This window comes from Collinsella aerofaciens (assembly GCF_015553355.1).
Lineage (GTDB): Bacteria > Actinomycetota > Coriobacteriia > Coriobacteriales > Coriobacteriaceae > Collinsella > Collinsella aerofaciens_V.
In genome coordinates this window covers 11,639-34,333 of the sequence record NZ_JADNGN010000026.1, presented here as the reverse complement: position 1 = coordinate 34,333, position 22,695 = coordinate 11,639, and the positions used below count along the sequence as shown (strand labels likewise).

Annotated in this window: 18 protein-coding genes and 2 tRNA genes; 19 read left to right on the top strand and 1 reads right to left on the bottom strand. The window is 57.5% G+C overall.

Annotated features, from left to right (window positions below; translation table 11 throughout):
• Window positions 1-343 precede the first annotated feature (343 nt).
• On the bottom strand, window positions 344-4,741 hold the full coding sequence (locus tag I2D57_RS07155; protein WP_195361987.1) for an NACHT domain-containing protein: 4,398 nt from the start codon (window positions 4,739-4,741) through the stop codon (window positions 344-346).
• Window positions 4,742-5,139: 398 nt separating this feature from the next.
• On the opposite strand from I2D57_RS07155, the gene I2D57_RS07150 reads away from it, so the two are divergent.
• The 19 genes from I2D57_RS07150 to I2D57_RS07060 all read left to right on the top strand — a co-directional run bounded on the left by I2D57_RS07150 (window position 5,140) and on the right by I2D57_RS07060 (window position 22,695).
• The gene (locus I2D57_RS07150) at window positions 5,140-6,243 is read left to right on the top strand and encodes a hypothetical protein (RefSeq protein ID WP_195361986.1); all 1,104 of its coding nucleotides are present in this window, start codon (window positions 5,140-5,142) and stop codon (window positions 6,241-6,243) included.
• 269 nt (window positions 6,244-6,512) lie between these two features.
• Entirely contained in the window at window positions 6,513-7,022 is a 510-nt protein-coding gene (locus I2D57_RS07145; protein ID WP_195361985.1) for a Panacea domain-containing protein, read from the top strand.
• Window positions 7,022-7,519, top strand: a complete 498-nt coding sequence (locus I2D57_RS07140; protein ID WP_195361984.1) for a Fic family protein — start codon at window positions 7,022-7,024, stop codon at window positions 7,517-7,519. The genes I2D57_RS07145 and I2D57_RS07140 overlap by 1 nt, the downstream gene beginning before the upstream one ends.
• 523 nt (window positions 7,520-8,042) lie before the next feature.
• Window positions 8,043-8,117: transfer RNA gene (locus I2D57_RS07135), tRNA-Val, on the top strand.
• Window positions 8,118-8,496: 379 nt separating this feature from the next.
• Window positions 8,497-9,654 (top strand): hypothetical protein, encoded by a 1,158-nt coding sequence (locus I2D57_RS07130; RefSeq protein ID WP_195361983.1) that lies wholly within the window; start codon window positions 8,497-8,499, stop codon window positions 9,652-9,654.
• Between the two features lie 420 nt (window positions 9,655-10,074).
• Window positions 10,075-10,147 (top strand) — tRNA-Ala (locus I2D57_RS07125).
• A gap of 75 nt (window positions 10,148-10,222) precedes the next feature.
• The gene (locus I2D57_RS07120) at window positions 10,223-12,256 is read left to right on the top strand and encodes an ABC-F family ATP-binding cassette domain-containing protein (protein ID WP_195361982.1); all 2,034 of its coding nucleotides are present in this window, start codon (window positions 10,223-10,225) and stop codon (window positions 12,254-12,256) included.
• A complete protein-coding gene (locus tag I2D57_RS07115; protein ID WP_271748802.1) occupies window positions 12,243-12,539 on the top strand; it encodes a hypothetical protein in 297 nt (98 codons plus the stop codon). Before I2D57_RS07120 ends, I2D57_RS07115 begins: the two co-directional genes overlap by 14 nt.
• 9 nt (window positions 12,540-12,548) lie before the next feature.
• The gene (locus I2D57_RS07110; protein ID WP_195361981.1) at window positions 12,549-13,232 is read left to right on the top strand and encodes a site-2 protease family protein; all 684 of its coding nucleotides are present in this window, start codon (window positions 12,549-12,551) and stop codon (window positions 13,230-13,232) included.
• 84 nt (window positions 13,233-13,316) lie between these two features.
• Window positions 13,317-14,129 (top strand): segregation and condensation protein A, encoded by an 813-nt coding sequence (locus tag I2D57_RS07105; protein WP_195361980.1) that lies wholly within the window; start codon window positions 13,317-13,319, stop codon window positions 14,127-14,129.
• A 12-nt stretch (window positions 14,130-14,141) separates the two neighbouring features.
• Window positions 14,142-14,870, top strand: a complete 729-nt coding sequence (gene scpB / locus I2D57_RS07100; protein WP_195361979.1) for an SMC-Scp complex subunit ScpB — start codon at window positions 14,142-14,144, stop codon at window positions 14,868-14,870.
• Window positions 14,857-15,825 (top strand): pseudouridine synthase, encoded by a 969-nt coding sequence (locus tag I2D57_RS07095; RefSeq protein WP_411161254.1) that lies wholly within the window; start codon window positions 14,857-14,859, stop codon window positions 15,823-15,825. Before scpB ends, I2D57_RS07095 begins: the two co-directional genes overlap by 14 nt.
• A gap of 66 nt (window positions 15,826-15,891) precedes the next feature.
• Complete coding sequence (gene cmk, locus I2D57_RS07090) at window positions 15,892-16,578, top strand: (d)CMP kinase (RefSeq protein ID WP_117769690.1); 687 nt, start codon at window positions 15,892-15,894, stop codon at window positions 16,576-16,578.
• A gap of 3 nt (window positions 16,579-16,581) precedes the next feature.
• Complete coding sequence (locus tag I2D57_RS07085) at window positions 16,582-17,310, top strand: lysophospholipid acyltransferase family protein (RefSeq protein ID WP_195361978.1); 729 nt, start codon at window positions 16,582-16,584, stop codon at window positions 17,308-17,310.
• 2 nt (window positions 17,311-17,312) lie between these two features.
• Complete coding sequence (locus I2D57_RS07080) at window positions 17,313-18,212, top strand: 4-hydroxy-3-methylbut-2-enyl diphosphate reductase (protein WP_195361977.1); 900 nt, start codon at window positions 17,313-17,315, stop codon at window positions 18,210-18,212.
• A 2-nt stretch (window positions 18,213-18,214) separates the two neighbouring features.
• On the top strand, window positions 18,215-19,657 hold the full coding sequence (locus I2D57_RS07075; protein ID WP_195361976.1) for a DUF512 domain-containing protein: 1,443 nt from the start codon (window positions 18,215-18,217) through the stop codon (window positions 19,655-19,657).
• Window positions 19,658-19,667: 10 nt separating this feature from the next.
• Window positions 19,668-21,002, top strand: a complete 1,335-nt coding sequence (gene der / locus I2D57_RS07070; protein ID WP_195361975.1) for a ribosome biogenesis GTPase Der — start codon at window positions 19,668-19,670, stop codon at window positions 21,000-21,002.
• Window positions 20,995-21,678 (top strand): glycerol-3-phosphate 1-O-acyltransferase PlsY, encoded by a 684-nt coding sequence (plsY, locus tag I2D57_RS07065; RefSeq protein WP_195361974.1) that lies wholly within the window; start codon window positions 20,995-20,997, stop codon window positions 21,676-21,678. The genes der and plsY overlap by 8 nt, the downstream gene beginning before the upstream one ends.
• A 9-nt stretch (window positions 21,679-21,687) precedes the next feature.
• On the top strand, window positions 21,688-22,695 hold the full coding sequence (locus tag I2D57_RS07060; RefSeq protein WP_195361973.1) for an NAD(P)H-dependent glycerol-3-phosphate dehydrogenase: 1,008 nt from the start codon (window positions 21,688-21,690) through the stop codon (window positions 22,693-22,695).

Here is a 22,695-nt window from a genome sequence, read left to right as displayed (position 1 = left end):
CGGTGGCCATTATTCGGTGACCGGGATTGGTCAAAATCGTTTGACTATTAGCGGCTAAAATCGCCCGGCGCTAACACTGGAGAGGTCCGCGCCCACGGGTTTCTCGGGTATTCGCCCTGGCGCGGGTGGTCCAGACGTTGCTGACAAGGTATATACAAGGGATTTGTTTTAGCGAGACTGGGGGGGAGCTGGCTTCGTCGGGCTAGGTCTTACTTATTAAAGGACAATGAGATTGAGGGGGAATATTGGCGGGTGCCGATATTCCCCCTGATATATTAAAACTAATGCTTTTGAGTTTTTAAAACACAGGTCGATTCGTTGGTCAAACTACGCGTTCGACCGCTTACAGAGCCCCTATTTCTATCGGACAAGAAGTAAACGCACCGGACTCTTCTTCCCAGATAAGCCATGACTTCTCGTTGAATTCGAAGTCGCATCCTAAGCGCTCACTAACTAATGAATTAGGGCCGTGCTGAACTGTTGCATACCACGCTAATTCAAACCCCTTAGCACGAAGGGCATTTTGAAGAGTCACGCTATCAGCAAGCAGTGCATGATATTGATGTCGGAATTCGAGGCCAAAACGAACTTCTTCAAAAACGGATTCACCTTCATTATTAAAATAACGAACACCATCGGTACGCTTAACCTCGGCAGCTTCTCTAGCCATTTTCGAAGGAAAGAAGTACCAGTAATCATCTTTCTCGATGAGACGATCAACACCTTGCCCACTTAGAGGTAGTAAGCGCGAATGGACTCGTGAATTCTTATTTACCAATTCGGATTCATCGTTTTCAACCATCTGCGGTGAAGCCAATGCTTCTGTCGGCGCTATATAACATACCGATTGGCTAGAAGCAATGCTGACGGTAAAGCTGGATACGCCTTCGTTAAAATCGGCTATGGCTGAGCTTTTCGAATCAAGTTCTTTGAACTCCTCACATCTTATGGCTCCAGCATGGATCCAAATACGAGAGCTTTTGCCGCTTACGCCCCAATCGCATGAGTACAAGGCGATTGGAATGGCAGGACACCCCTCACAGCCTTTTAAGATTTCAGCGTTGGTATCAGTGGTCGGATTGTAGCCAAGCATGGCGAAGACGCACTCCGGCAATATGTCATTAATCCACTCCATAAAGTCTTGTTTCGTTAGTTGATCGAAACCGCTACACGAAAAGGCTTTAGGGAAGTGAGGTGTCTTATCTTGAACTCTATTTGAAGCCGTCATTACGGCATCTTCAAATAGAGGGCTATCGAAACTCAAGAGATTCCTGTAATCGGTGCAATATGCGTTGCTCTGTACATTCTGATCCATTAGACAGTCTTCGCCTATTGGAATTCTGTCAGCTAAATAGCCGCAAATCTCATTTCGTGCACACCATACATATTTTTCAGCTATCGTCATAACGATGCTGCGCAATCCATGATCAGCCCTGTCGTATGCAATTGTAATAGACCGGTCTATTCCGCCTGTTCTATAACCGTTTTCTCCAATTTCGCCTTGAATGGTTGCCTTATCAAACCCATGGTCTAAAAGATACTGATAAGCAGCTGAAATAACCCATCCCTCAAACTCAAGAGGTTCATCGACTTTGGCCTTAAGCGCAGACGCCTCAATAATTTGTTTTAGCTTAGCGCATCGTCCATTAGAACCAGACGGCACTTGAGGACGATGAAAAGCTGAAGCCAAGCGATCGACCAGAACATAGCGCGCCAAGTCATAATGAATCGGCCCATACCCGCACATGGCCTTAGCGCAACTTGCCGATTTATATATTGGCATCACTGAATTGTTGACATCAAATGAGTAGGGTGGTCTACAGGGATTTATTTCACCTGTAGCCAGCAATCCATACTTATAGCAATGCTCGGCAAGAAGTGTTGCGTAATTCCTAATTGCGGCGTCTCTATTTCCTTGCTCGTCAGGGCATTTAAATACTGCTTCAAATGTAATAGCGTAAAACCGTTTCATAACGACAGGCTCAAGGTCACCTTGACACACGATTTCCTCAGCGATAGCAAAAATGTCCTCACGAATTTGAGGATCGTTGCAATTGTCAAACTTTTCAAAGATGCGAACGAACTCATGAGGGTTTTTCATTCCCCATTTGATTAACTCTCTTCTGTAGTGATTCCTTTCTAGATTGCTAAGTGAAGACAGTTTCCAAGCGAATAGCAAGGGCATCTGTTCTGCAGTTTCACGTCCGTCCAGCCGAGGTAAGTTTTGTAAATGGCGACGCTCTTCATGATATGCAATTTGCGAGCTTCTGAGGTCCATCTTAACTGCAATGGGAAGCGACCAAACAATGTCGCGCTCAATTGGGCTCTTAAAACTATTTAGAAAGCTATCGATCAGCGATGTGCCCAATGGGTGATTGGGGTAATTAGCAACACGAGCAACGATACCGTTTAGAACATCACTAAAGTCTTGACCGCCGGCGTAAAGCAACTCCATCGCCCATGGTTTGAATTTTTCCGTTGTATACGGGTCAGCATTTGATAGCGCATACAGATCGATTTTACGTAAATAGTCTTCGTCAATTGCATTAATCAGCCCGGGATCCTTACTCGGGAGAATCCCTTTCTTCTCGACCAAAAGCACTCCATACAGCATTGTAGCGTCTTGATTATTCGTCAAAATGTCTTTGAAATTTTGGGCATCGCTTTGAAGAAGGCGCTGCGCAATGCAGTAATCCCATAAGTGCCTACTACCGGGTATATAGCATGTCGGCTCAGGCAGATTGAGATAATCGGGCACATCGTTAAACGAATGCCCAGATTTTTTAACAAGAAGGATTCCGTAGCGAGTCAGTAAATTGATAGTCGCATCTTTAACCTGATCCCTAATTCCAAATCGAGATAGCTTCTGCTCAATTTCGATCTCATCGATGCTCTCATGATCCATGAAGTGCTGTGAAAGCGAGCTAAGGGCAGTCTGTACAGGTTTCTTTCGTGAAGTATCAACAGCGCTTGGCAACCGTTTTTCAAGCTCGGTGTCTAAGCGCTTTATTTCGGAAGATGTCAATTGGGATAATGTGGTTGAAGCGGATCGATTTAGCGTTTGACCTTTATAAACATTGCAAAATAATTTGAGCTCATTTGGAGTGTTCAGTAAATATCTATATTGTGTTTCGCCCTCAATCCGAATTTCGTAATGGTCGATGTATCGATCAAACAACTCATATACCGGAACGTCGCCACCTGTGGCTATCTCATAGCAGCAGTCATCAAGCTCATTATCCTCAAATTTTTTTATTAACCAAGGGCGAGATGAATATATAAAACGAATACGAGGGTATCGATTCGTTATAGCATCTCCTTCGTGAATCTTTCCTTCCCAGAAATAAGATGAATGCTTTTCGTCCAATCCATCAATCATGATGACAATTTTAGAGCGAATGAGCATCGAGTCAGTCTTGATATCTCGAAGAGAAACGTAGGTAGACAAAGCCTGCCATAAGCTTGGTTCATCCCAGGTTCCGCTGAGCCCGAGTACCTGTTTAATTATTTCAAACCAAGTAGCGTTTTCTGGAATATCACTTGCAAGAATTAATATGGGAACGTGGGAAACACCACATTGAAATGCCCTTGCCTTACTTGCAAGCCCACATGTCTTTCCAGTTCCTTGATCGCCCACAACGATGCAATGTGGGTTTATATATGGTTCGAGTGCTTCTCGGCGCAGCTCCCATATAGAGGGATATGCACGAAAAGATGCAAGAGCGTCCTTGAGTTCATAGGTATGATTTTGGAATGACGGCTTGTTTTTAATCTCATATATTTCGTCAATAAAGCCCTCTATATCTGAGTAGCTTATATCGTCAGAGCAGAGCGCATCATACTTGGTCCTACTTAACCCATCTCTTTCAATTGCCAAGAGGGTTTTTATTACTGATAGTTTGTTTTCTACACATTCAATAGCATTTTTACAGGATTCGGCTTTTGTAACCAGCTCGTAATCACTTTTAGGCATGTCGTTGACTTCCTGATTACGACAAGCCGCTGCTACAAGCGAGTCAATCATACTAGTTATGTTATTGCATGTTTCGAGATAGCCATCGATTTCATCGATGGGCCTCTTTCGGAGAGCATAGGAGCCAAGATATTTATCGAGAAAGATGGACAGGCCTCCATCTTCATTAATATCTGGAATATACCTTGATTTAAGCCTAGCCACCGTCTTGGCCAAGGCGATTTGAAATACATCTGGATTAACTTCGGTTTTTTCAAACCAAAATCTCCGTAATCCCTCATTTGCATGCTGTACCAGTAGGTTGTTTATTTCACTTTCATCCCAAAGAATAACTTCTAGCCCAGGGCTCTCCTTTTCTATCTCTGTTTTAAATAAGCGCCACGCCGCATCTTCTCCTTGGCTGGTTTTACCATATGCAATCGTCTTTGATGAGGTTAAGTTGTGCGGAATGCAAATAGTGTATTGGGTCAAATGTGGACGGATTTTAATTGCCTGTTGAACCGAATTTCTAATTTGGCCCCATTGGCTAGAAGTCAAAGTTGATCGAAACCACTTCGCTTGCACCGCATAGCACTCGGTGGAACTTTCGTTAGTCCAATATGCCTCGATGCCACCATCACCACCAGCGCCCCTTATGTTGCAGTAGGTCCAGTTGTCATCAAACTGTTGTTGCCCCTTTCCCCAATACTCAAATAGTTGACAGCAAAGCTCCTCAAAGGCGTCAGCAGGACTCATGCCTTGTGGGTTGAATTTCTCGAAAATACTCATGATTCCCCTAAATTACGAAGCCATTGTTATAGGAGTCCAGATTGATACTCGCCGTAATTTATTCCCAGCAAACGAGACAATTACGCATGCTTCCTTTATATCGTTCAATAGCTCTGTACGCAGCATCCCGCGCTATTGCATCGTGACGTCTCCGGCTTCGTTAACTTCCTCGAATTTCGTCCGAGGCTTTATGATGTTTTTAAATGTCAAAACGCATCAGTAGTGGTTGTAAACGCCTCCTCCGTTCACCGATTACCAAAACGATTTACGCCTAATTATTGGCGCTGTTCAGGGGCATTTCCTTTGTTTGCAGCTTGATCTCGCTAAACTAATAACTGCTGCTACCAGGGCATTTTCTGGTGCACATTCTATTGGCTCCTGCGAAGATCGGAGCGGGTATGTTTGCTGCCGAGTCCTACACCAGCCGTCATTACATTGCGATTGTTGCCATGGCCTGCCTATGCGTTTTGCTGGGCGGGCCTTCTTATGCCGCGGGCGCGGAGAGCCTCATCATCGCGGGCGCGACGTACTACGAGCCGGGCGTGTCGGGCCCCGGCTGGGCTTGGACCGATACCGACCACCTTGAGCTTAACGGCTACGCGGGCGAGGCCATCGGCGCCGAAGGCGACCTGGTGCTGACGCTTGCCGGGCAAAACTCCGTGACGGAGTCACATGCGCCCGATGCGGACATCACGCTGTGCGGCATGGAGGTGTGGGGCAACCTGACGCTTCGCGGTGCCGGGACACTAACGGCGACGGGCTCGCAGTGCGGGATCCACGTCTCGCAGGCGCTCGTGGTGGACGGCTGCACCGTCGATGCCCGGGCGGACGGGGCCGATATTACGGACGAGGCGATCGCCGGCGTGATCGCAGGCGACATGACCGTGCGCGGTGGCGGACGCGTCGTCGCCGCGGGCGCCGGGTCCGGAGCGGGCGTGCGCGCCTACGGCGTGTATCTGCAGGACGCGGGCCTCGGCGATGGTGCAGCCAGCTGTCGGCTTTCCGTCGATGCCTCGTGGCTCGATGCGACCGGCGCCGACGGCGGCGTTGCGTGTTTGGGCTGGTCGCTTGTGTCCGCGCGGTTTGTGACGCCTGCTGGTGGGGCTTTTGGTGCTGGTGGCGTGGTGGATGCTGCAGGGGTAGTGGCACCGCATGTGGTGGTTGAGCCCGATGTCGCCACGCCTCCGGCGGGGGAGAACGATGGGCCCGATGTGCCTGGCGATAGCGCGGACAAGTCTCCCGCCGACACAAACCCCGCTGCCGAAAAGCCCACCACAGGGCCCACGGCAAATCCCACGGTGAAACCCGCGGCCGCGACAACCATGACAACTACGACAGTAACCAAGGCCACAGTGTCCACGCCGTCCAAGTCCAAGTCCGCCACCGCGACCACTGTGGTACTCCCCAAGACCGGCGACAACTGCTGGATTACAGCATCAATGACGCTTTTCCTTCTTGGCATAACGCTCCTAGGCGTCGCGAATCACTGCTATAACGTCTAATAAGTATTTTGCTGACAACGATTTGAATCTGAGCTTCGGCTGACTCTTAAAGCCAGCGCAAACGGTTAGCATCTGCTAAACCATTTTTGCTCTCGGTCTTTTGAGAAAGTACGCACGACGAATTCATGTCCGCGCGTTATGAAAAAATTTGTCGTGTAGATTAGAAGAGAAATCATCGAGGCCCAACTCGACATATCTTTAAATTGGGTACATAATCAGCCCGTTTAAGGTCTATAGGATAAGTTTTGCCAACTGAGGGGAGAGTGAAAATGGAAGCGCTGAACGTTGCGAATTACATCATTGATAACTGGAGTGACAAGTTCGAGATTACGAATCTCAAGCTGAATAAGCTCGTCTATTATTCGCAAGTCGAATCGTTGCGCAAATACAATCGTCCGCTTTTCGATGACATCGTTGAGGCTTGGCAGTACGGTCCAGTTGAACCTGTGGTCTATCATACGTTCTCCTCGTATGGCCGAAACTGCATCACCAAATCGAGTGACTTAGCGATACTTGACGGGACTTCTAAAAAACTCATTGATTCCGTGATGGATAAGCTTGGGATGCTCACTGCGTTTGATTTGGTCACCTTGTCGCATAAGCCAGATGGGGCATGGGCGAGCGTATATTCGCCGAACAGGGATAACCCCATCACTCCGGAGGCAATTCTTGCGTCTAATGATGGTTTAGACATTAACGACGTCGTAACAATCGATCAGGCCGTGCAATCAACAATTGCAGCCATGCCCAATGCGCTGAGGCTGCTGGAGAACTCCTAATGTCTCTCATAATGGGGCAATCGGCCCCTATCGATCCCCTTGTATTTGATGATGAGGAAGCGATAGGGGCTCTTGCCTCTTCTGTAATGTATGCGCACGAACGCTTGCTTGCATCTGGAAAATGCTACACAACCTGTATGACGGGCGATAGAGCCGCCCTAATTCATGGTCGAATTGAATCTGTTCTATCAAACGCATTTTGCACTATCTTTGGGCAGTCCCCGATTGATAGGTTTTCGGACATCTTCGACCAGGCAAGCTATATTGCGGAACACATGGCAAAGGACCACATCTTTGAGGATGGAAACAAGAGGACTAGCCTAGTTATTGCCTTTGTCATTATTAGCTTGAGAAACGTATTGGTGGACTTTTCCGATAACCCAACTCCTGAAGATAACCCCTACTATGAATGGATTCAGGACCTGGTCTCCGGGAAACGCACGCGCGAAGAGCTCGCAAGCGAGTTGCGAAGGAACAGCAAGCCTATGAGGCCTTAGAATTATCTTGCGCTTGAGTTTTGGTTCCGTATATCGCTGCCGATACGCCAACTTTTTCGGAAGTGCGGGGAAAACAGAATCCGTCGACCACAACCCGCTATTTACCAACAAAACCGCAGTTCGCAAAAGTACAAAACTGGGGTTCGCTTGGTAGATCTTCATTTTTCCCCGCACTTGCGAAATTGCCTTCCAATAGGGACTAATCAACGTGCGTCGATTGTCTCCCATCAGTCAGTTGGCGAAATATGCCTGAGATTACGCATATCGATGCGACATTTGTCGTCTTTCGCGTGCCGCGTCGCTACGAGAACCCACGGGCGCTGACCTGGCCTACAACAACGCGCGACTTATCTGCCGTCCCGAGACCTCGTGGATTAAACGATAAAGGGTGGTTAAGCTGCGGTTTTGTTGGTTGACTGGGTTGAAACAGTGCGGTTTGCTCTCACGAATTTAAAATCGGGGGCAAAAAGTTCTTGGAAAACCTCGCGCAGCTATGTTAGTATCTCTTTTGCCGAAAGGCGACGGGCGATTGGCTCAGGGGTAGAGCATATCCTTCACACGGATGGGGTCACAAGTTCGAATCTTGTATCGCCCACCATCTAAAGCACAGGTCAGAGGTATTAAGCCTCTGACCTTTTTCTTTTTGACACCAAGCTTGACACCAAAATCGAATCGAAAAATTTAAACGCGTTTCTAGCTGATCTCTCCTGTGCTGACGTCATCGCGCGTTTTGCATAAAGCTCATGCGCTCTTTCATTGAATTTGCCATGGGATTCACGCACAAATGTGGAGATAGGGACCACGGCCCCAGAACGCCTGCCAGCAGATTTGTGCCACACGGCGATCTTTAGGCGAAATGCGTCAAGCTATTTGTCGGCATTTGGTCAGCTTCCGGTACTTACCCGCATGATGCCGCCATTGATAATCGGTCTACCTGCAAACATAACGGCACGCAGCCAAAGCTAGGGGAGGCCCATATGGACGAGATCGTCTGCGCAAACACCGCATTCCGCTACTGGCGCTGCCCGCCCCAAGTGCGCAACCTCTACCCGCGACTGCCAAGCCCAGAAGACGGCTGGCGAGCCCTAGCCCAAGCCCCTTTCGTAACCGATATCCTCAAGACCCCGATTATTACCACAACAGTGCCCGGTGGCGTTAACTACCATTCGGGATTACGGACAACAATCCACTGTGATGATGCTTCGGGGGTGGATAGCACGCTGGAAACCGCGATGAGCTTTAGGGTTACCAATCCACTTGCGACGCTATTCACCATGGCGCGCTTTGTATCTCCAACCGATCTTGTCCTTGCCATGTACGAATTTTGCGGATGGTTCTCAGTCTTTGAGCCCACCGCAGCAGCAGAGGCGGAACTAGACACAGCCAATGACGCCGCCGAGAATGCAACCACCGAATCCCTCTTTAACCTCGATGAAAGCCAAGACGAACCACAATGGAAACGCGTTTATGCGCGCATAAAAGTCAAAGAACAGGTAAATACGAAGGGGCCCAACGGACAAAAGAAAACGAAGGAGGTCACAAGGGTAAAGGGCACTTCGCTCTGGATGAGGAAGCCGCTCATCGAATTGCACGAGCTTCATGAATATGCCAGTAAGATGAAAAGACGAAAGTGGGGTACGAAGTTTTACAAAGCCGCGCAGCTGGTGACAGGTATAGCAGCTTCTCCGCTTGAAGTTGCAGGAATTTTATTGCTATCGCTTCCTCGCTCTCGCGGCGGTGCCGGCTTTCGAAACGTTTATGTTAACGACCTTACGCCGCTTACCGCGTCGGCGCAGAGCATTGCAGGGCAAAAAGTCTGCTACGGGGATATCGTGATCGTAAATCCAACCATAATGAAGGCAGGCATCGTGGAGATTCAGGGAGAGGTTATCCACGGATCAGGCGCCGTGCTCGACCACGATGCCAAACGCATGACGGCGCTGCAAAGTATGGGGTATGACGTCTTTCTGGTTACGCACGACATGCTTAACGATGCCGAGCAGCTTGATGCGATCGTGCGAAGTCTTTGCTCGCACTTGGAATTGCGCTATAGGTGCAAAACTAAGGCGCAAAAGACGACGGAAATGGAGTTACGAGCCAACGTACTATGCAACTGGCTGGAAATCGGTCGTTAGACGGGTGCCTTGCTCACTTCCGGGCGTCCTCGGTCGGCTGCCTGCGATGCCGCCGCCACGAAACCGGCCCATCTACTACGTTTGACCCCGGCCCCTAGACCATACCCCGTATTTCGCGAAAACCGCAGGCCGTCTGCCTGCGGTTTTATTTTTGCCCGAGGCGCCATGGTCGGGGGATGCCGGCCAAACGTAGTAGATGGGCCGGTTTCGTGGCGGGAGGCCCCGGGGGCGGGCGGAGTGGAGCCTGATGGGAGGGCGGCGGCAGCGCCGCCCTCCCGCGGGGCGCGCCCCGCGGGCTTAGTCGGGCATCGCGGGCCCATCGCTCTCGAGTCCGTCCCGCATCCGTGCCGCCCCCCGGAAAGTTTTTCCAAAATTGTCCTTGCATCGCCGTCCGAGTTCCCGTATAGTACTTCTTCGCACGGGGGCGTAGCTCAGCTGGGAGAGCGCTTGACTGGCAGTCAAGAGGTCAGGGGTTCGATCCCCCTCGTCTCCACCCGAGCATTGAATGAGGCTCCAACGCAAGTTGGGGCCTTTTTTCATATAGGAACACAAGGTCAAAGGCGGCACCATGATCCTCCTGGTCGACAAGATCGAAAAAAGCTTCGGCGCACGCGTCCTCTTTAGCGGCGCGTCCTTCCAGATCAACCCCGGCGAGCGCTTCGCACTCGTGGGCCCCAACGGCGCCGGCAAAACTACCATGCTCAAGATCATCATGGGCATCGACAGTCCTGACGCCGGCCAGGTCCAGTACGCCAAGGACTGCCAGGTGGGCTACCTAGAGCAGGAAACTAATCTGGAGCAAAAGGACACCACCATCCTTGCCGAGGTCATGGCCGCCGCCAAGGAAATCCGCCGCATGGGCGAGCGCTCCAACGAGCTGCAGGCCCAAATCACCGAGCTCTCCGAGCAGGGCAAGGACGTCGACGCACTCCTCAACGAGTACGGCCAAGTCCAGGACCGCTTTGAGCATCTGGGCGGCTACGAGCTCGAGAGCAACGCCCGCAAAATCCTGTCCGGCCTGGGCTTTAAGGTCACCGACTTTGAGCGCCCGTGCTCCGAGTTCTCGGGCGGCTGGCAGATGCGTATCGCGCTCGCCAAGCTCTTCCTGCGCCACCCCGACCTGCTGCTTCTGGACGAGCCCACCAACCACCTGGACCTCGAAAGCGTCCAGTGGCTGCGCGGCTTTATCGCCAACTACGACGGCGCCGTCCTCATCGTCAGCCACGACCGCGCCTTCATGGACGCCTGCGTCGACCACGTCGCCGCACTCGAAAACCGTCGCGTGACCACTTACACCGGCAACTACAGCAGCTACCTCAAGCAGCGCGAGGACAACCTGGAGCAGATGCGCGCCAAGCGCGCCGCTCAGGAGCGCGACATCGCCCACATGCAGGTCTTCGTCGACAAGTTCCGCTACAAGCCCACCAAGGCCGCCCAGGCCCAGGAGCGCATCCGCAAGATCGAGCAGATCAAAAAGGAGCTCGTCATCCTGCCCGAGGGCCACAAGCACATCGACTTTAAGTTCCCCGACCCACCGCGCTCGGGCGACATGGTCGTGGGTCTGGAGGGCGTGTCCAAGTCTTACGGCAACAAGCACATCTACAGCGATATCGACCTCAAGCTCTACCGCGGCGAGCACGTGGCGCTCGTCGGCCCCAACGGCGCCGGCAAGTCCACGCTCATGAAGATCCTCGCCGGCCTGGAGCCGCCCACCACCGGCACCCGGGACCTGGGCACCAACGTCGGCGTCGCCTACTATGCCCAGCACGCGCTCGAAGGCATGACCGAGTCCAACACCGTCCTGCAAGAGATCGACACCGTCACGCCCAAGTGGACCGTGCCGCAGCAGCGCAGCCTGCTGGGCGCCTTCCTATTTAGCGACAACGACGCAATCGAAAAGCAGGTTCGCGTCCTCTCCGGAGGCGAAAAGGCGCGCCTGGCGCTCGCCAAAATGCTCGTGGCCCCCGAGGCGCTCCTGTGCCTGGACGAGCCCACCAACCACCTAGACATCGACTCGGTGGATATGCTCGAAAACGCCCTGCAAAACTTCCCCGGCACCATCGTGCTGATCAGCCACGACGAGCACCTGGTGCGCGCCGTGGCCAACCGCGTGATCGACATCCGCGACGGCAAGGTCACGGTCTACGACGGCGACTACGACTACTACCTCTACAAGCGCGAGGACCTCGCGGCCCGCGCCGCCGCCGAGGCGGCAGGGGAGAGTGCGCCTGCCACGGCCAAGTCCGCCAAGGTCACCGCGGCCCAGCCCGATGCGCCCGCCGCCGCCCCCAAGCCGGTCGAGGGCAAAAAGACCAAGGAGCAAAAGCGCGCCGAGGCCCAGGCCCGCGCTGCGCTCAACAAAAAGCTCAAGGGCGTGCGCAACCAGCTTAAGAAGATCGAGACGGAGCTCGACAAAAAGCGCGCCCGCTATGACGAGCTTATGGAGTTGATGGCAAGCGAAGAGCTTTATGCCGATCAGGATAAGTTCAACGCCGCGCTGGGGGAATATAACGGCCTTAAGCAAGAGCTACCTAAGCTTGAGGACGAATGGTTGGAGCTTTCCACCCAGATCGAAGAGGAGACCGCGCGTGAACTCTCGTAAGGCCACCGCCGTGGCGATGAGCATCATCGCCATCGCCTGTCGCATCTGCGGCATTTTTATGAGCGCAATGACTGTGCTGCTGTGCTTTAGTGGCCTCACCGCCAAACTGCAGATCGTGGGCTTTGTCGTTGAGCTTTCGCGCGCGCTGCCGAGCGCCATCGCCGGCTACGGCGTCATCACGTCGCCCTTTGGCGGCGTGTTCCGCCTGGATTACGCCATCGTGGCCGTTATCCTGTTTGCGGCCGACTACCTGCTCTCGCGCGCCTCGCGTCGCGTCCGCTAGGGGAGTGACATGTCCAGCAGCTACCTCATGAACCTGCTCGCCAGCGCCGTTGCCGTCATCGTGGGTATCGTGATCCACGAGAGTGCGCACGCCGCTGCGGCCTGGGCACTCGGCGACAAGACGGCCCGTTCGCGCGGCCGCATCTCGCTCAACCCGCTCAACCACATCGATCCGTTTGGCACCATTCTCCTACCGCTACTGATGCTTGCCGCCGGCGGTCCCGTGTTCGCCTTCGCCAAGCCCGTACCCGTCTACCTCAACAACCTCAAGCACCCCAAGCGCGACGAGGTCCTGGTAAGTGCGGCCGGCCCAGCATCGAACATCGCGCTCGCGTGCCTTGCCGCAGCCCTCATGCACGCAGCATACGGCAACCTCTACACCAGCATGTCCTTTGCCGTGGCATCACAGATCATGAACTTCGGCGCCACGTTCATCGTAGTCAACCTGTCGCTTGCGTTCTTTAACCTCATCCCGATCCCGCCGCTCGACGGCTCGTCAATCATCGTGCCCTTCCTCAAAGGCAAGGCGCTCGCCAACTACTACCGCCTGCAGCAATACGCCATGCCCATCCTAATCCTGGTTCTGTACCTGCTGCCCATGTGGACCGGCATCGATGTGATCGGCCGCTATTTCGACGTTACCGTGTATCCGCTTGCTGAGCAGCTGCTCAACTTCGCAATCGCCAGCATCTAAGGTAAACTTACAGGTCGACCGTGCAAAACGGTCGCAACATGCACCCAAACCGCGCCGCGAAGGCGCCGTCAAAGGAGGTCGAAGATGTCGTATCGCGTGTCGACGCAGGTCTACAGCGGACCGTTCGACCTGCTGCTGCAGCTGGTAACCCGCCAAAAAGTAGATATCGGTGCCATCTCCATCAGCGAGGTGGCCGAGCAGTACCTTGCCGAGGCCGAGCGCATCGAGGCGCTGGACCTGGACGTAGCAAGCGACTTTTTGCTGGTCGCGGCAACCCTTTTGGACATCAAGGCTGCCTCTCTGGTGCCGCAGGAGGCCCCGCGCAAAGTCGATGACGACGATGACGAGTTCGACGAAGACCTCGAGGAGCTCAGCACGCTTGACGGCGACGCGCTGCGTGAGGTCCTGATCCAGCGCCTGATTGCCTACAAGCAGTTTAAAGGCGCGGCTGCGGCCCTCGGTGCGCGCATGCAGGCCGAAAGCCGCATGCATCCGCGCGTGGCCGGCCCCGACCCCGAGTTCTTGGGCCTAATGCCCGACTATCTGGCCGGCATTACCCTGCGCGGTCTGGCCGTTATCTGTGCCGACCTGGACGGCAAGCGCCAGACCTTCTTGCTGGAGGCCGAGCATGTGGCGCCGCATCGCGTACCGCTCGACCTGACCGTGGCCTCAGTCGACCGCTTTACCATGGCGCACCAAACCTGCACCTTCCGCGAGCTGTTGGACGGCGATGCCACCACCGAGCAGCTCGTCGTCACCTTCCTGGCCACGCTGGAGCTCGCCAAGCGCGGCTCGCTCACGCTGAGCCAGGACGAGATCTTTGGAACCATCCGCATCAACCGCGTCGAGGGCGCCGAGGCCTACGTGCCCGGCGAGGGCCCCGAGCTCACCGAATAGGAGCGACCAACCATGTCAAACCTGTCCACGCTGGAGGCAAACAGCCTCAAGGGCGCCCTCGAGGCGCTGCTGCTGGTGTCGAGTGACCCGGTGAGTGCGCCCGCGCTGGCCGGCGCACTGGATATCGCCCCCGGCGAGTGCGCCTCGCTTTTGGCCGAGCTCAAGGTTGAGTACGAGGAGGCCAACCGCGGCTTTCAGCTGCGCGAGGTCGCCGGCGGCTGGCGCCTGTTTACGCACCCCGCCTACCACGATGTTGTCGAGGCCTATGTGCTGAGCTGGGATACGCAAAAGCTGTCGCAGGCGGCGCTCGAGACGCTCGCCGTCATCGCCTACCACCAGCCTGTCACGCGCGAGGTAGTCAAGGGCATTCGCGGCGTCAACTCCGACGGCGTCATCGCGTCGCTCGTGGACAAGGGCCTGGTGCGCGAGCTCGGCCGCGACCCTCAGCGCGGTCAGGCCATCATCTACGGCACGACCAACGCCTTCTTGGAGAAGTTCGGCCTGCGCTCCACCCGCGACCTGCCCGATCTGGAGCAGTTTGCCCCCGACGAGCAGTCGCGCCAGTTTATCCGCGAGCGCCTGAGCGGCCGCAGCATTCAATCCACGCTCGAGGAGCAGGCCGAGGACCTGGACGAAGAGCGCGAACTGCTCGATACCGATCTTGAGGACATTGAGGCAGTCGAGGACGAGGATATCCAGGTCAGCGACAATGCCCCGGAGGATATGCATGACGAGAACTAACGAAGCAGGGGAGACGCGAATCGCCGACGCCACGGGCATGCCCACGACCGACGCCCAGCCCGTCTACCCGCACACCATGCGCTTGCAGCGCTTTTTGGCGCGCGCGGGCGTGGCGAGCCGCCGCGGCTCGGAGGATCTGATGACCGCCGGCCGTGTGACCGTCAACGGCGAAGTCGCGACCGAGCTGGGCACCAAGGTCGATGTCGACCGCGACCACATCGAGGTCGACGGCATGCCCGTCAAACTCAACCAGGGCGCTGTGTACCTGATGCTCTACAAGCCGACCGGCTACCTCACCACCATGAGCGACCCGCAGGAGCGTCCCTGCGTGGCCGACCTGGTCCCCCGCGACCGTTTTCCGGGGCTTTTCCCGGTGGGCCGCCTGGACCGCGACACCACGGGCCTGTTGCTCTTTACCACTGACGGCGACCTGTCGCAGGACCTGCTGCACCCCAGCAAGCACGTCTACAAGACCTACCAGGCCCTCGTAGACGGCCACCTCACCGACCGCGATTTGGAACCACTCCGCCGCGGCATCGAGCTCGACGACGGCCTGTGTCAGCCGGCAATCTGCCGCGTTATCAACGCACGCGAGGCCGAGGCCGTGGCGCCGCAGGGCGTCAAGCCCGGCACCACCGCCGTCGAGGTCATCATCCGCGAGGGCCGTAAGAACCAGGTCAAGCGCATGTTGAGCAAGATCCACCATCCGGTGATCCGTCTGCATCGCTGCAACTTTGCCGGCCTGGAGCTCAAGGACGTAGCCAAGGGCTCGTGGCGCGAGCTCACCGAGCGCGAGGTGCAGATCCTTAAATCGGGCGGCATCCCGCCCAAGCAGGCGAGCTCCAAGCGCAACGGCGGCAAGCCCCAAGACACGCCCGCCAGCCGCACGCGTCACCACGGCAGCCACGGCTCCGCACCCAAGCGTAACACCTACCGTGAGCGCTACACGGGCTAGGCAACCCGCCGCGCCCCAACGCCCGCGAACCATACCAGCACGTCACCCATCGAAAGGAAGCATTGCATGATCGTCGCCATCGACGGCCCCGCCGGTTCCGGCAAGTCCACCATCGCCAAGGAGATCGCCCGCCAGCTGGGCTTTAACAAGCTCGACACGGGCGCTATGTACCGCGCCGTCACCTTCGCCGCGCTCGACCGTGGCATCGATTTGGACGACGAGGCGGCCATCGACGCCCTCGCCGAGCAGATCGAGATTCGCTTTACCAACGGCACCGGCGAGGACACGCGCCTGACCATTGACGGCCAGGACGCTTCGGCCGCCATCCGCACCCCGCAGGTCGACGCCAACGTGTCCAAGGTCTCGGCCTATCCGGGCGTGCGCGCCGCCATGCTCATCCACCAGCGCCGCGCCGCCGAGGACCGCGATATCGTGGCTGAGGGTCGCGACATCGGTACCGTCGTGTTCCCTAACGCGCAGGTCAAGGTCTTCCTGACCGCCGACCCGCGTGAGCGCGCCCGCCGCCGCGTGCTGCAGCGTCACCAAAACGACGCCCAGCCGCTCACTTCCGAGCAGCTCGAAGCCGAGGTCGACGAGACCCTCGACGCCCTTAAGCAGCGCGACAAGCTCGACAGCAGCCGCGAGGTCGCCCCGCTCGTGCCCGCCGAGGACGCCGTGCACGTCGACTCCACCGCCCACACCATCGATGAGGTCGTCTCGATAATCGAGGACCTCATCAACCAAAGGAGGTAGCCCATGCGCCTGTTTAAGCAGACGCCCGAGGATTATTACAACGCTCCTTATGCAGAGTTCCCCGTGCTCATCCGCGGCACCGTCGCCGTAGTCATGGCCATCCTTTGGGCCTTCTCCAAGCTCATGTGGCGCTGGAAGGTCGAGGACGCTGACCTTCTGTTTGAGCGCCAGGAAGGCCGCGGCAGCGTGGTCATCTGCAACCACACCTCGATGGCCGAGCTCTTGGCCGTGGAGACGGCGCTGTTCTTTGGGGGGCGCCGCATTCGTCCCATCTTTAAGTCCGAGTTCGCCAAGAGCAAGATTGTGCGTTGGGCCTTTAGCCGCGTCGGCGGTATCCCCGTCGAGCGCGGTACCGCCGACATGAAGTGCCTGCGCGCCGCCCAGCATGCGCTGCAGCGCGGCGAGGACGTCCTGATCTTCCCCGAGGGCACGCGCATCCGCTCGCGCGAGATCAAGCCCGAGGTCCACGGTGGCTTTGCGCTCATCGCTCAGATGGGCAAGGCACCTGTGAACCCGCTCGCCATCTGCGGCTGGTCCGACATCACGCCCGCGGGCAAAAAGATCATGCGTCCCAAGAAGTGCTGGATCCGTGCCGGCAAGGCCGTCTCGCTTTCCGACGCACCGGCTGGGCTTAAGCGCACGGAGCGCCTGGAATGGTTTGAGTCCGAGGCCATGAACCGCGTCTACGCCATGCGAGACGACCTGTGCGCCGAGCATCCGGGCAGGTTCTAGCCATGAGCGAGAACGTGACGAACACCGCCGCAGCTGCGTCTGACCAGGCAAACGCGCCCACCATCGAGATCGCCGCCCACGCCGGCACTTGCTACGGCGTACAGCGTGCGCTCGATATGGCGCTGGCCGCCGCGCCGCAGGCAGGGGAGTGCGCTCAGGTCCACACCTTGGGCCCGCTCATCCATAACCCCATCGTGGTACGCGAGCTCGCTGAGGCAGGCGTTGGCTTGGCCGAAACCCTGGATGACGCCGCAACCGGCACCGTGATCATCCGCGCCCACGGCGTGGTGCCGCAGGTAATCGATGCTGCCCGCAAGCGCGGCCTAAACGTGGTCGACGCCACCTGCCCCTACGTGAAGAAAGTCCATATGGCAGCCGAGCGCCTGGTGCGCGAGGGCTACCGCGTGGTGGTCGTAGGCGAGCCGGGTCACCCCGAGGTCGAGGGCATTCTTGGCCACGCCGGCAAAGATGCACAGGTCGTGAGCTGTGCCGCCGACGCCAATGCCTTGTCGCTCAAGGGCAAGGTAGGCCTCGTCGTGCAGACCACCCAGACCGCGCAGAACCTCGCCGAGGTCGTGGCAGCTATCACCCCGCGCGTGCAGGAGCTGCGTGTGATCAACACCATCTGCGCCGCCACGAGTGAGCGTCAACAGGCAGCAGCCGCACTTGCCAACCGCTGCGACTGCATGGTAGTCGTGGGCGGCAAGAATTCGGGCAACACCCGCCGCCTGGCGCAGATTTGCGCAGACGCCTGCGAGCGCACGTATCACATCGAGGAAACTTCCGAGCTCCAGGCCGCGTGGTTTACCGACGCTCACCACATCGGTATCACCGCCGGAGCCTCCACCCCGCAAGAACACATCGAACGCGCCGTCACGCGCATCAAGGAGCTTTGCTGCTAACCATGGACCAGACCGTACCCGCATACGCCGCCGAGGTGGCCGATTACGGGCGCAGCCGCGACCCCGAGCCGGGTGAGGGCGCGCTCGTTAAGAACGTGCGTCCCGAATCGCCCGCATGGGATGTGGGTATCGAGCCGGGCATGCGCGTGCTCACGGTCAACGGCGAGCAGCTTACCGACATGATCGTGTGGCTCTGGGAGGCAGACGACGACACGGTCGACCTCGAGGTTTTCGACCCGCGCGATGGCACCGTCACCCCCGTGGAGCTCGATCGATTTCCCGGAGAGGATTGGGGTCTGGAGTTCGACGGCCCCATCTTCGACGGCATGCGTACCTGTGTGAACGCCTGCGTGTTCTGCTTTATGACGATGCTCCCCAAGGGCGGCCGCTCCACGCTCTATATTCGCGACGACGACTACCGCCTGAGCTTTTTGCAGGGCAACTTTGTCACGCTTACGAACCTCACCGACGAGGACGTGCAAAACGTCATCCAACGCAACATGAGCCCCATGAACGTGTCGGTCCACGCCGTGAGCCCCGATGTCCGCCGACGCATGATGGGCCGCAACGCCCAGCGCGGCATGGATGTGCTCGAGGCCATCATGGCCGCCGGCATCGAGATTCACGCGCAGATCGTGTTGTGCCCCGGCATGAACGACGGCGAGGAGCTGGAAAAGACCCTGCGCTTTTGCGAGGAGCACGAGCAAATCACAAGCCTGGGCATTGTGCCGCTCGGTTTTACCAAGCATCAGAACCGTTTTAGCTGGTCCTACAGCGACAAGCCCGAGCTAGCGCGCGAGACCATTGCCATGATCCGTCCCTACCAGGATCGTGCCTACGAACGCTTTGGCCGCCACACCTTCCAGATGAGCGATGAGTTCTATCTGGACGCGCGCATCGATCCTCCCGAGGCAGACTTTTACGACGGGTACCCGCAGTACTACGACGGTATCGGCATGATCCGCTCATACCTAGACGAGACGGACGATGTGCTTGCCGCCGATGCCGAGCGACTGGCCCGCGTCCGCGAGGCCATCGCCGCTCGCAGCCAGCACCTGCTGTGCCTCTCGGGCGCCAGCGCACGCGACACCGTGGCACGTTTCGTGGAATCGCCGCAGGGGCTCGCCGGCACCGTCACGGCCATCAAGAATCGCTACTTTGGCGGCAACGTGGACGTGACCGGCCTCATCGTCGCCTGCGACATTCTGGAACAGCTGCCGCAGGACCTCTCGGGGGTTATGCTCTTTATGCCTAAGCTCATGTTCAACGCTGACGGCATGACGCTTGACGAGTATCATCGTGACGATTTACTCGCAAGCCTTAACCACCGCGGCGCCGAGGTTCATGTGGTGTCGACCATGCCGCATGAGCTGCTCGATACCCTGGAGCACATCCTTGGCATAACGCCCGCCAATTCAACTATTCCCGCTGACCCTACCCATTAAAGGAGAGCAGATGAAACCTATCGTCGCCGTCGTCGGACGCCCCAACGTGGGCAAGTCCACGCTCGTCAACCGCCTGGCCCAGACCTCGGACGCCATCGTCCACGAGTCCCGCGGCGTCACGCGCGACCGCTCGTACCACACGGCCGATTGGAACGGCCGCGAGTTCACCATCGTCGACACGGGCGGCATCGAACCGCTCAAGAGCGATGACGTCTTCGCCACGTCCATTCGCGACCAGGCCCTCGCCGCCGCCGAGGAAGCCGCCGTCATCCTGTTTGTGGTCGACGGCCGCACCGGCGTCACCGAGGAGGACGAGTCGGTCGCCCGTATGCTCAAGCGCTGCGACAAGCCGGTCTTTCTGCTGGTGAACAAGCTCGACAACCCCGATCGCGAGAACGACAGCATCTGGGAGTTCTATTCGCTCGGCATCGGCGAGCCCACGCCGCTCTCGGCCCTGCATGGCCACGGCACGGGCGACCTGCTCGATGACATCGTGGCCCTGCTTCCGGAGGAAGAGGACGAGGTCTCCGATGAGTTCCCCGACGCGCTGAACGTCGCCATCATCGGCCGTCCCAACGCCGGTAAGTCGTCGCTGTTCAACCGCATCCTGGGCGCCGACCGCTCTATCGTGTCCAACATTGCCGGCACGACGCGCGACGCCATCGACACCGTCGTGGAGCGCAACGGCAAGCACTACCGCATGGTCGACACCGCGGGCATTCGCAAGAAGAGCACCGTGTACGAGAACATCGAGTACTACTCCATGGTCCGCGGCCTGCGCGCCATCGACCGCGCCGACGTGGCGCTGCTCGTCGTCGACGCCTCCGTGGGCGTTACCGAGCAGGACCAGAAGGTCATGGGTCTTGCCATCGAGCGCGGCTGCGCCATCGTGGTGCTGCTCAACAAGTGGGACCTGCTCGACGATGACCGCAAGCGCGAGGCCTGCATGGAGACCGTCGACCGCCGTCTGGGCGTCATGGCTCCCTGGGCTCAGTACCTGCGCATTTCGGCCCTGACCGGCCGTAGCGTCGAGAAGATCTGGTCGATGGTCGACGCGGCCGAAAAGACGCGCTCGCAAAAGATCAGTACCTCACGCCTCAACACGTTCCTCACCGACCTGCGCGAGTTCGGTCATACCGTGGTGGACGGCAAGCGCCGCCTGCGTATGCACTACGTGACCCAGACGGGCGTCAACCCGCCGACGTTCACGTTCTTCGTCAACCACAGCGACTTGGTCAACGACACCTACCAGCGCTATGTGGAGAACCGCATGCGCTCGAGCTTCGACTTTGCCGGCACGCCCATTCGACTCTTCTTTAGAAAGAAGGAGCAAAAGGATGCATAATCCGATTCTGCTGACCGCCGTCTGCGCCGTGGTCTCGTTCTTTATCGGAGCGATTCCGTTTGGCCTGATCTTGGGCCGCGTGTTCAACCACACGGACATTCGCAAGGCGGGCTCCGGCAACATCGGCACCACCAACGCGCTGCGCGTGGCCGGCCCCAAGGTGGCCGCGCTCACGCTGCTGCTCGACTGCCTTAAGGGTGCCATCTGCGTCCTTATCGCGCGTCCGCTTATCGCCGACTTGGGCTATGGCTTCCCCGTGAGCATTATGGCCCCCGGCGCCGCCGGCGACTGGATGCTCGGCGTCATCTGCCTGGCAGCTGTGTGGGGCCATATCTTCTCGCCCTACCTCAATTTCCATGGCGGCAAGGGTATCGCGGTTGGTCTGGGCGTCATCCTCGCCTGGTACTGGCCCATCGGGCTTTCGCTGCTGGGCATGTTTATCGTGGCCGTCGCCATCACCAAGTTTGTGTCGGTAGGCTCGCTTGCCGCGGCCATCGGTCTTCCCATCGCCGCCTGCGCGGTCTTTCCGTACAGCAGCCTGGGACTTAAGTTTTGCATGGCGATGATCGGCATCACCGTGGTGTGGGCCCATCGTGCGAACATCAAAAAGCTCATGACGGGTAAGGAGTCCAAGCTCTCGTTTACCAAGCGCGTCACCGAGCCCGACGATAAGTAGGAGAGAGTCATGAATGTTGCGCTGATTGGCTCCGGCTCCTGGGGAACCGCCGTCGCCGGCCTTGCCGCCGCGCGAGCCGAGCGCGTGACCATGTGGGCCCACAGCGAGCAGACGGCCGCCGGCATCAATGGCGAGCACCGCAACCCCCGGTATTTGGTGGGCTACGAGCTGCCCGGCAACGTCGTCGCCACCACGGACCTGGTACAGGCGCTCGACGGCGCCGAGGCCATCATCTTTGCCGTTCCTTCGACGCACCTTCGCAGCGTGTGCCACCAGGCCGCGCCCTTTATCGCCGCCGATACCCCGGTGCTCTGCCTCACCAAGGGCATTGAGCCCGAGTCCGGCCTGCTCATGAGCGAGGTCATCGCCAGCGAGATCGGCAACGAGGCGCGCGTGGCGGCCCTCTCGGGCCCCAACCATGCCGAGGAGATCTGCCGCGGTGGACTTTCTGCCGCCGTCATCGCCAGCAAAGATCCGCAGATAGGGGAGACCTTTAAGGACCTGCTCCTATCCACAGCCTTCCGCATCTACCTGTCGCAGGACATGACCGGCGTCGAGGTTTGCGGCGCTATGAAAAACGTCATCGCTATCGTGTGCGGCATTTCCGCCGGTTCTGGTGCGGGCGACAACACGCTTGCCCTCATCATGACGCGTGGTCTGGCCGAGATCAGCCGTCTGGTACACGCCCGCGGTGGTCAAGCTATGACCTGCATGGGACTTGCCGGCATGGGCGACCTCATTGCCACCTGCACCTCGGAGCATTCGCGCAACCGCACCTTTGGCTACGAGTTTGCCCACGGCGTGTCGCTCGACGAGTACCAGACGCGCACGCATATGGTTGTCGAGGGCGCCGTCGCGGCCCGCAGCGTGAGCGAGCTTGCCCGTTCACTGGGCGTAGACATTCCGCTCACCTTTGCCGTGGAGCAAACGCTCTACAACGGTGTTACTTTGGATAGGGCGCTCGAGATTCTTACCGATCGCGTCCCTTCTCAAGAGTTCTACGGACTCACCGACTAG

Coding starts and splice junctions, on each gene's coding strand:
- I2D57_RS07120 (WP_195361982.1), top strand. CDS start 10,223: ATGATCCTCCTGGTCGACAAGATCGAAAAAAGCTTCGGCGCACGCGTC.
- plsY (WP_195361974.1), top strand. CDS start 20,995: ATGCATAATCCGATTCTGCTGACCGCCGTCTGCGCCGTGGTCTCGTTC.
- scpB (WP_195361979.1), top strand. CDS start 14,142: ATGTCAAACCTGTCCACGCTGGAGGCAAACAGCCTCAAGGGCGCCCTC.
- I2D57_RS07075 (WP_195361976.1), top strand. CDS start 18,215: ATGGACCAGACCGTACCCGCATACGCCGCCGAGGTGGCCGATTACGGG.
- I2D57_RS07080 (WP_195361977.1), top strand. CDS start 17,313: ATGAGCGAGAACGTGACGAACACCGCCGCAGCTGCGTCTGACCAGGCA.
- I2D57_RS07105 (WP_195361980.1), top strand. CDS start 13,317: ATGTCGTATCGCGTGTCGACGCAGGTCTACAGCGGACCGTTCGACCTG.
- der (WP_195361975.1), top strand. CDS start 19,668: ATGAAACCTATCGTCGCCGTCGTCGGACGCCCCAACGTGGGCAAGTCC.
- I2D57_RS07095 (WP_411161254.1), top strand. CDS start 14,857: ATGACGAGAACTAACGAAGCAGGGGAGACGCGAATCGCCGACGCCACG.
- I2D57_RS07085 (WP_195361978.1), top strand. CDS start 16,582: ATGCGCCTGTTTAAGCAGACGCCCGAGGATTATTACAACGCTCCTTAT.
- I2D57_RS07110 (WP_195361981.1), top strand. CDS start 12,549: ATGTCCAGCAGCTACCTCATGAACCTGCTCGCCAGCGCCGTTGCCGTC.
- cmk (WP_117769690.1), top strand. CDS start 15,892: ATGATCGTCGCCATCGACGGCCCCGCCGGTTCCGGCAAGTCCACCATC.
- I2D57_RS07150 (WP_195361986.1), top strand. CDS start 5,140: ATGTTTGCTGCCGAGTCCTACACCAGCCGTCATTACATTGCGATTGTT.
- I2D57_RS07060 (WP_195361973.1), top strand. CDS start 21,688: ATGAATGTTGCGCTGATTGGCTCCGGCTCCTGGGGAACCGCCGTCGCC.
- I2D57_RS07140 (WP_195361984.1), top strand. CDS start 7,022: ATGTCTCTCATAATGGGGCAATCGGCCCCTATCGATCCCCTTGTATTT.
- I2D57_RS07130 (WP_195361983.1), top strand. CDS start 8,497: ATGGACGAGATCGTCTGCGCAAACACCGCATTCCGCTACTGGCGCTGC.
- I2D57_RS07145 (WP_195361985.1), top strand. CDS start 6,513: ATGGAAGCGCTGAACGTTGCGAATTACATCATTGATAACTGGAGTGAC.
- I2D57_RS07155 (WP_195361987.1), bottom strand. CDS start 4,741: ATGAGTATTTTCGAGAAATTCAACCCACAAGGCATGAGTCCTGCTGAC.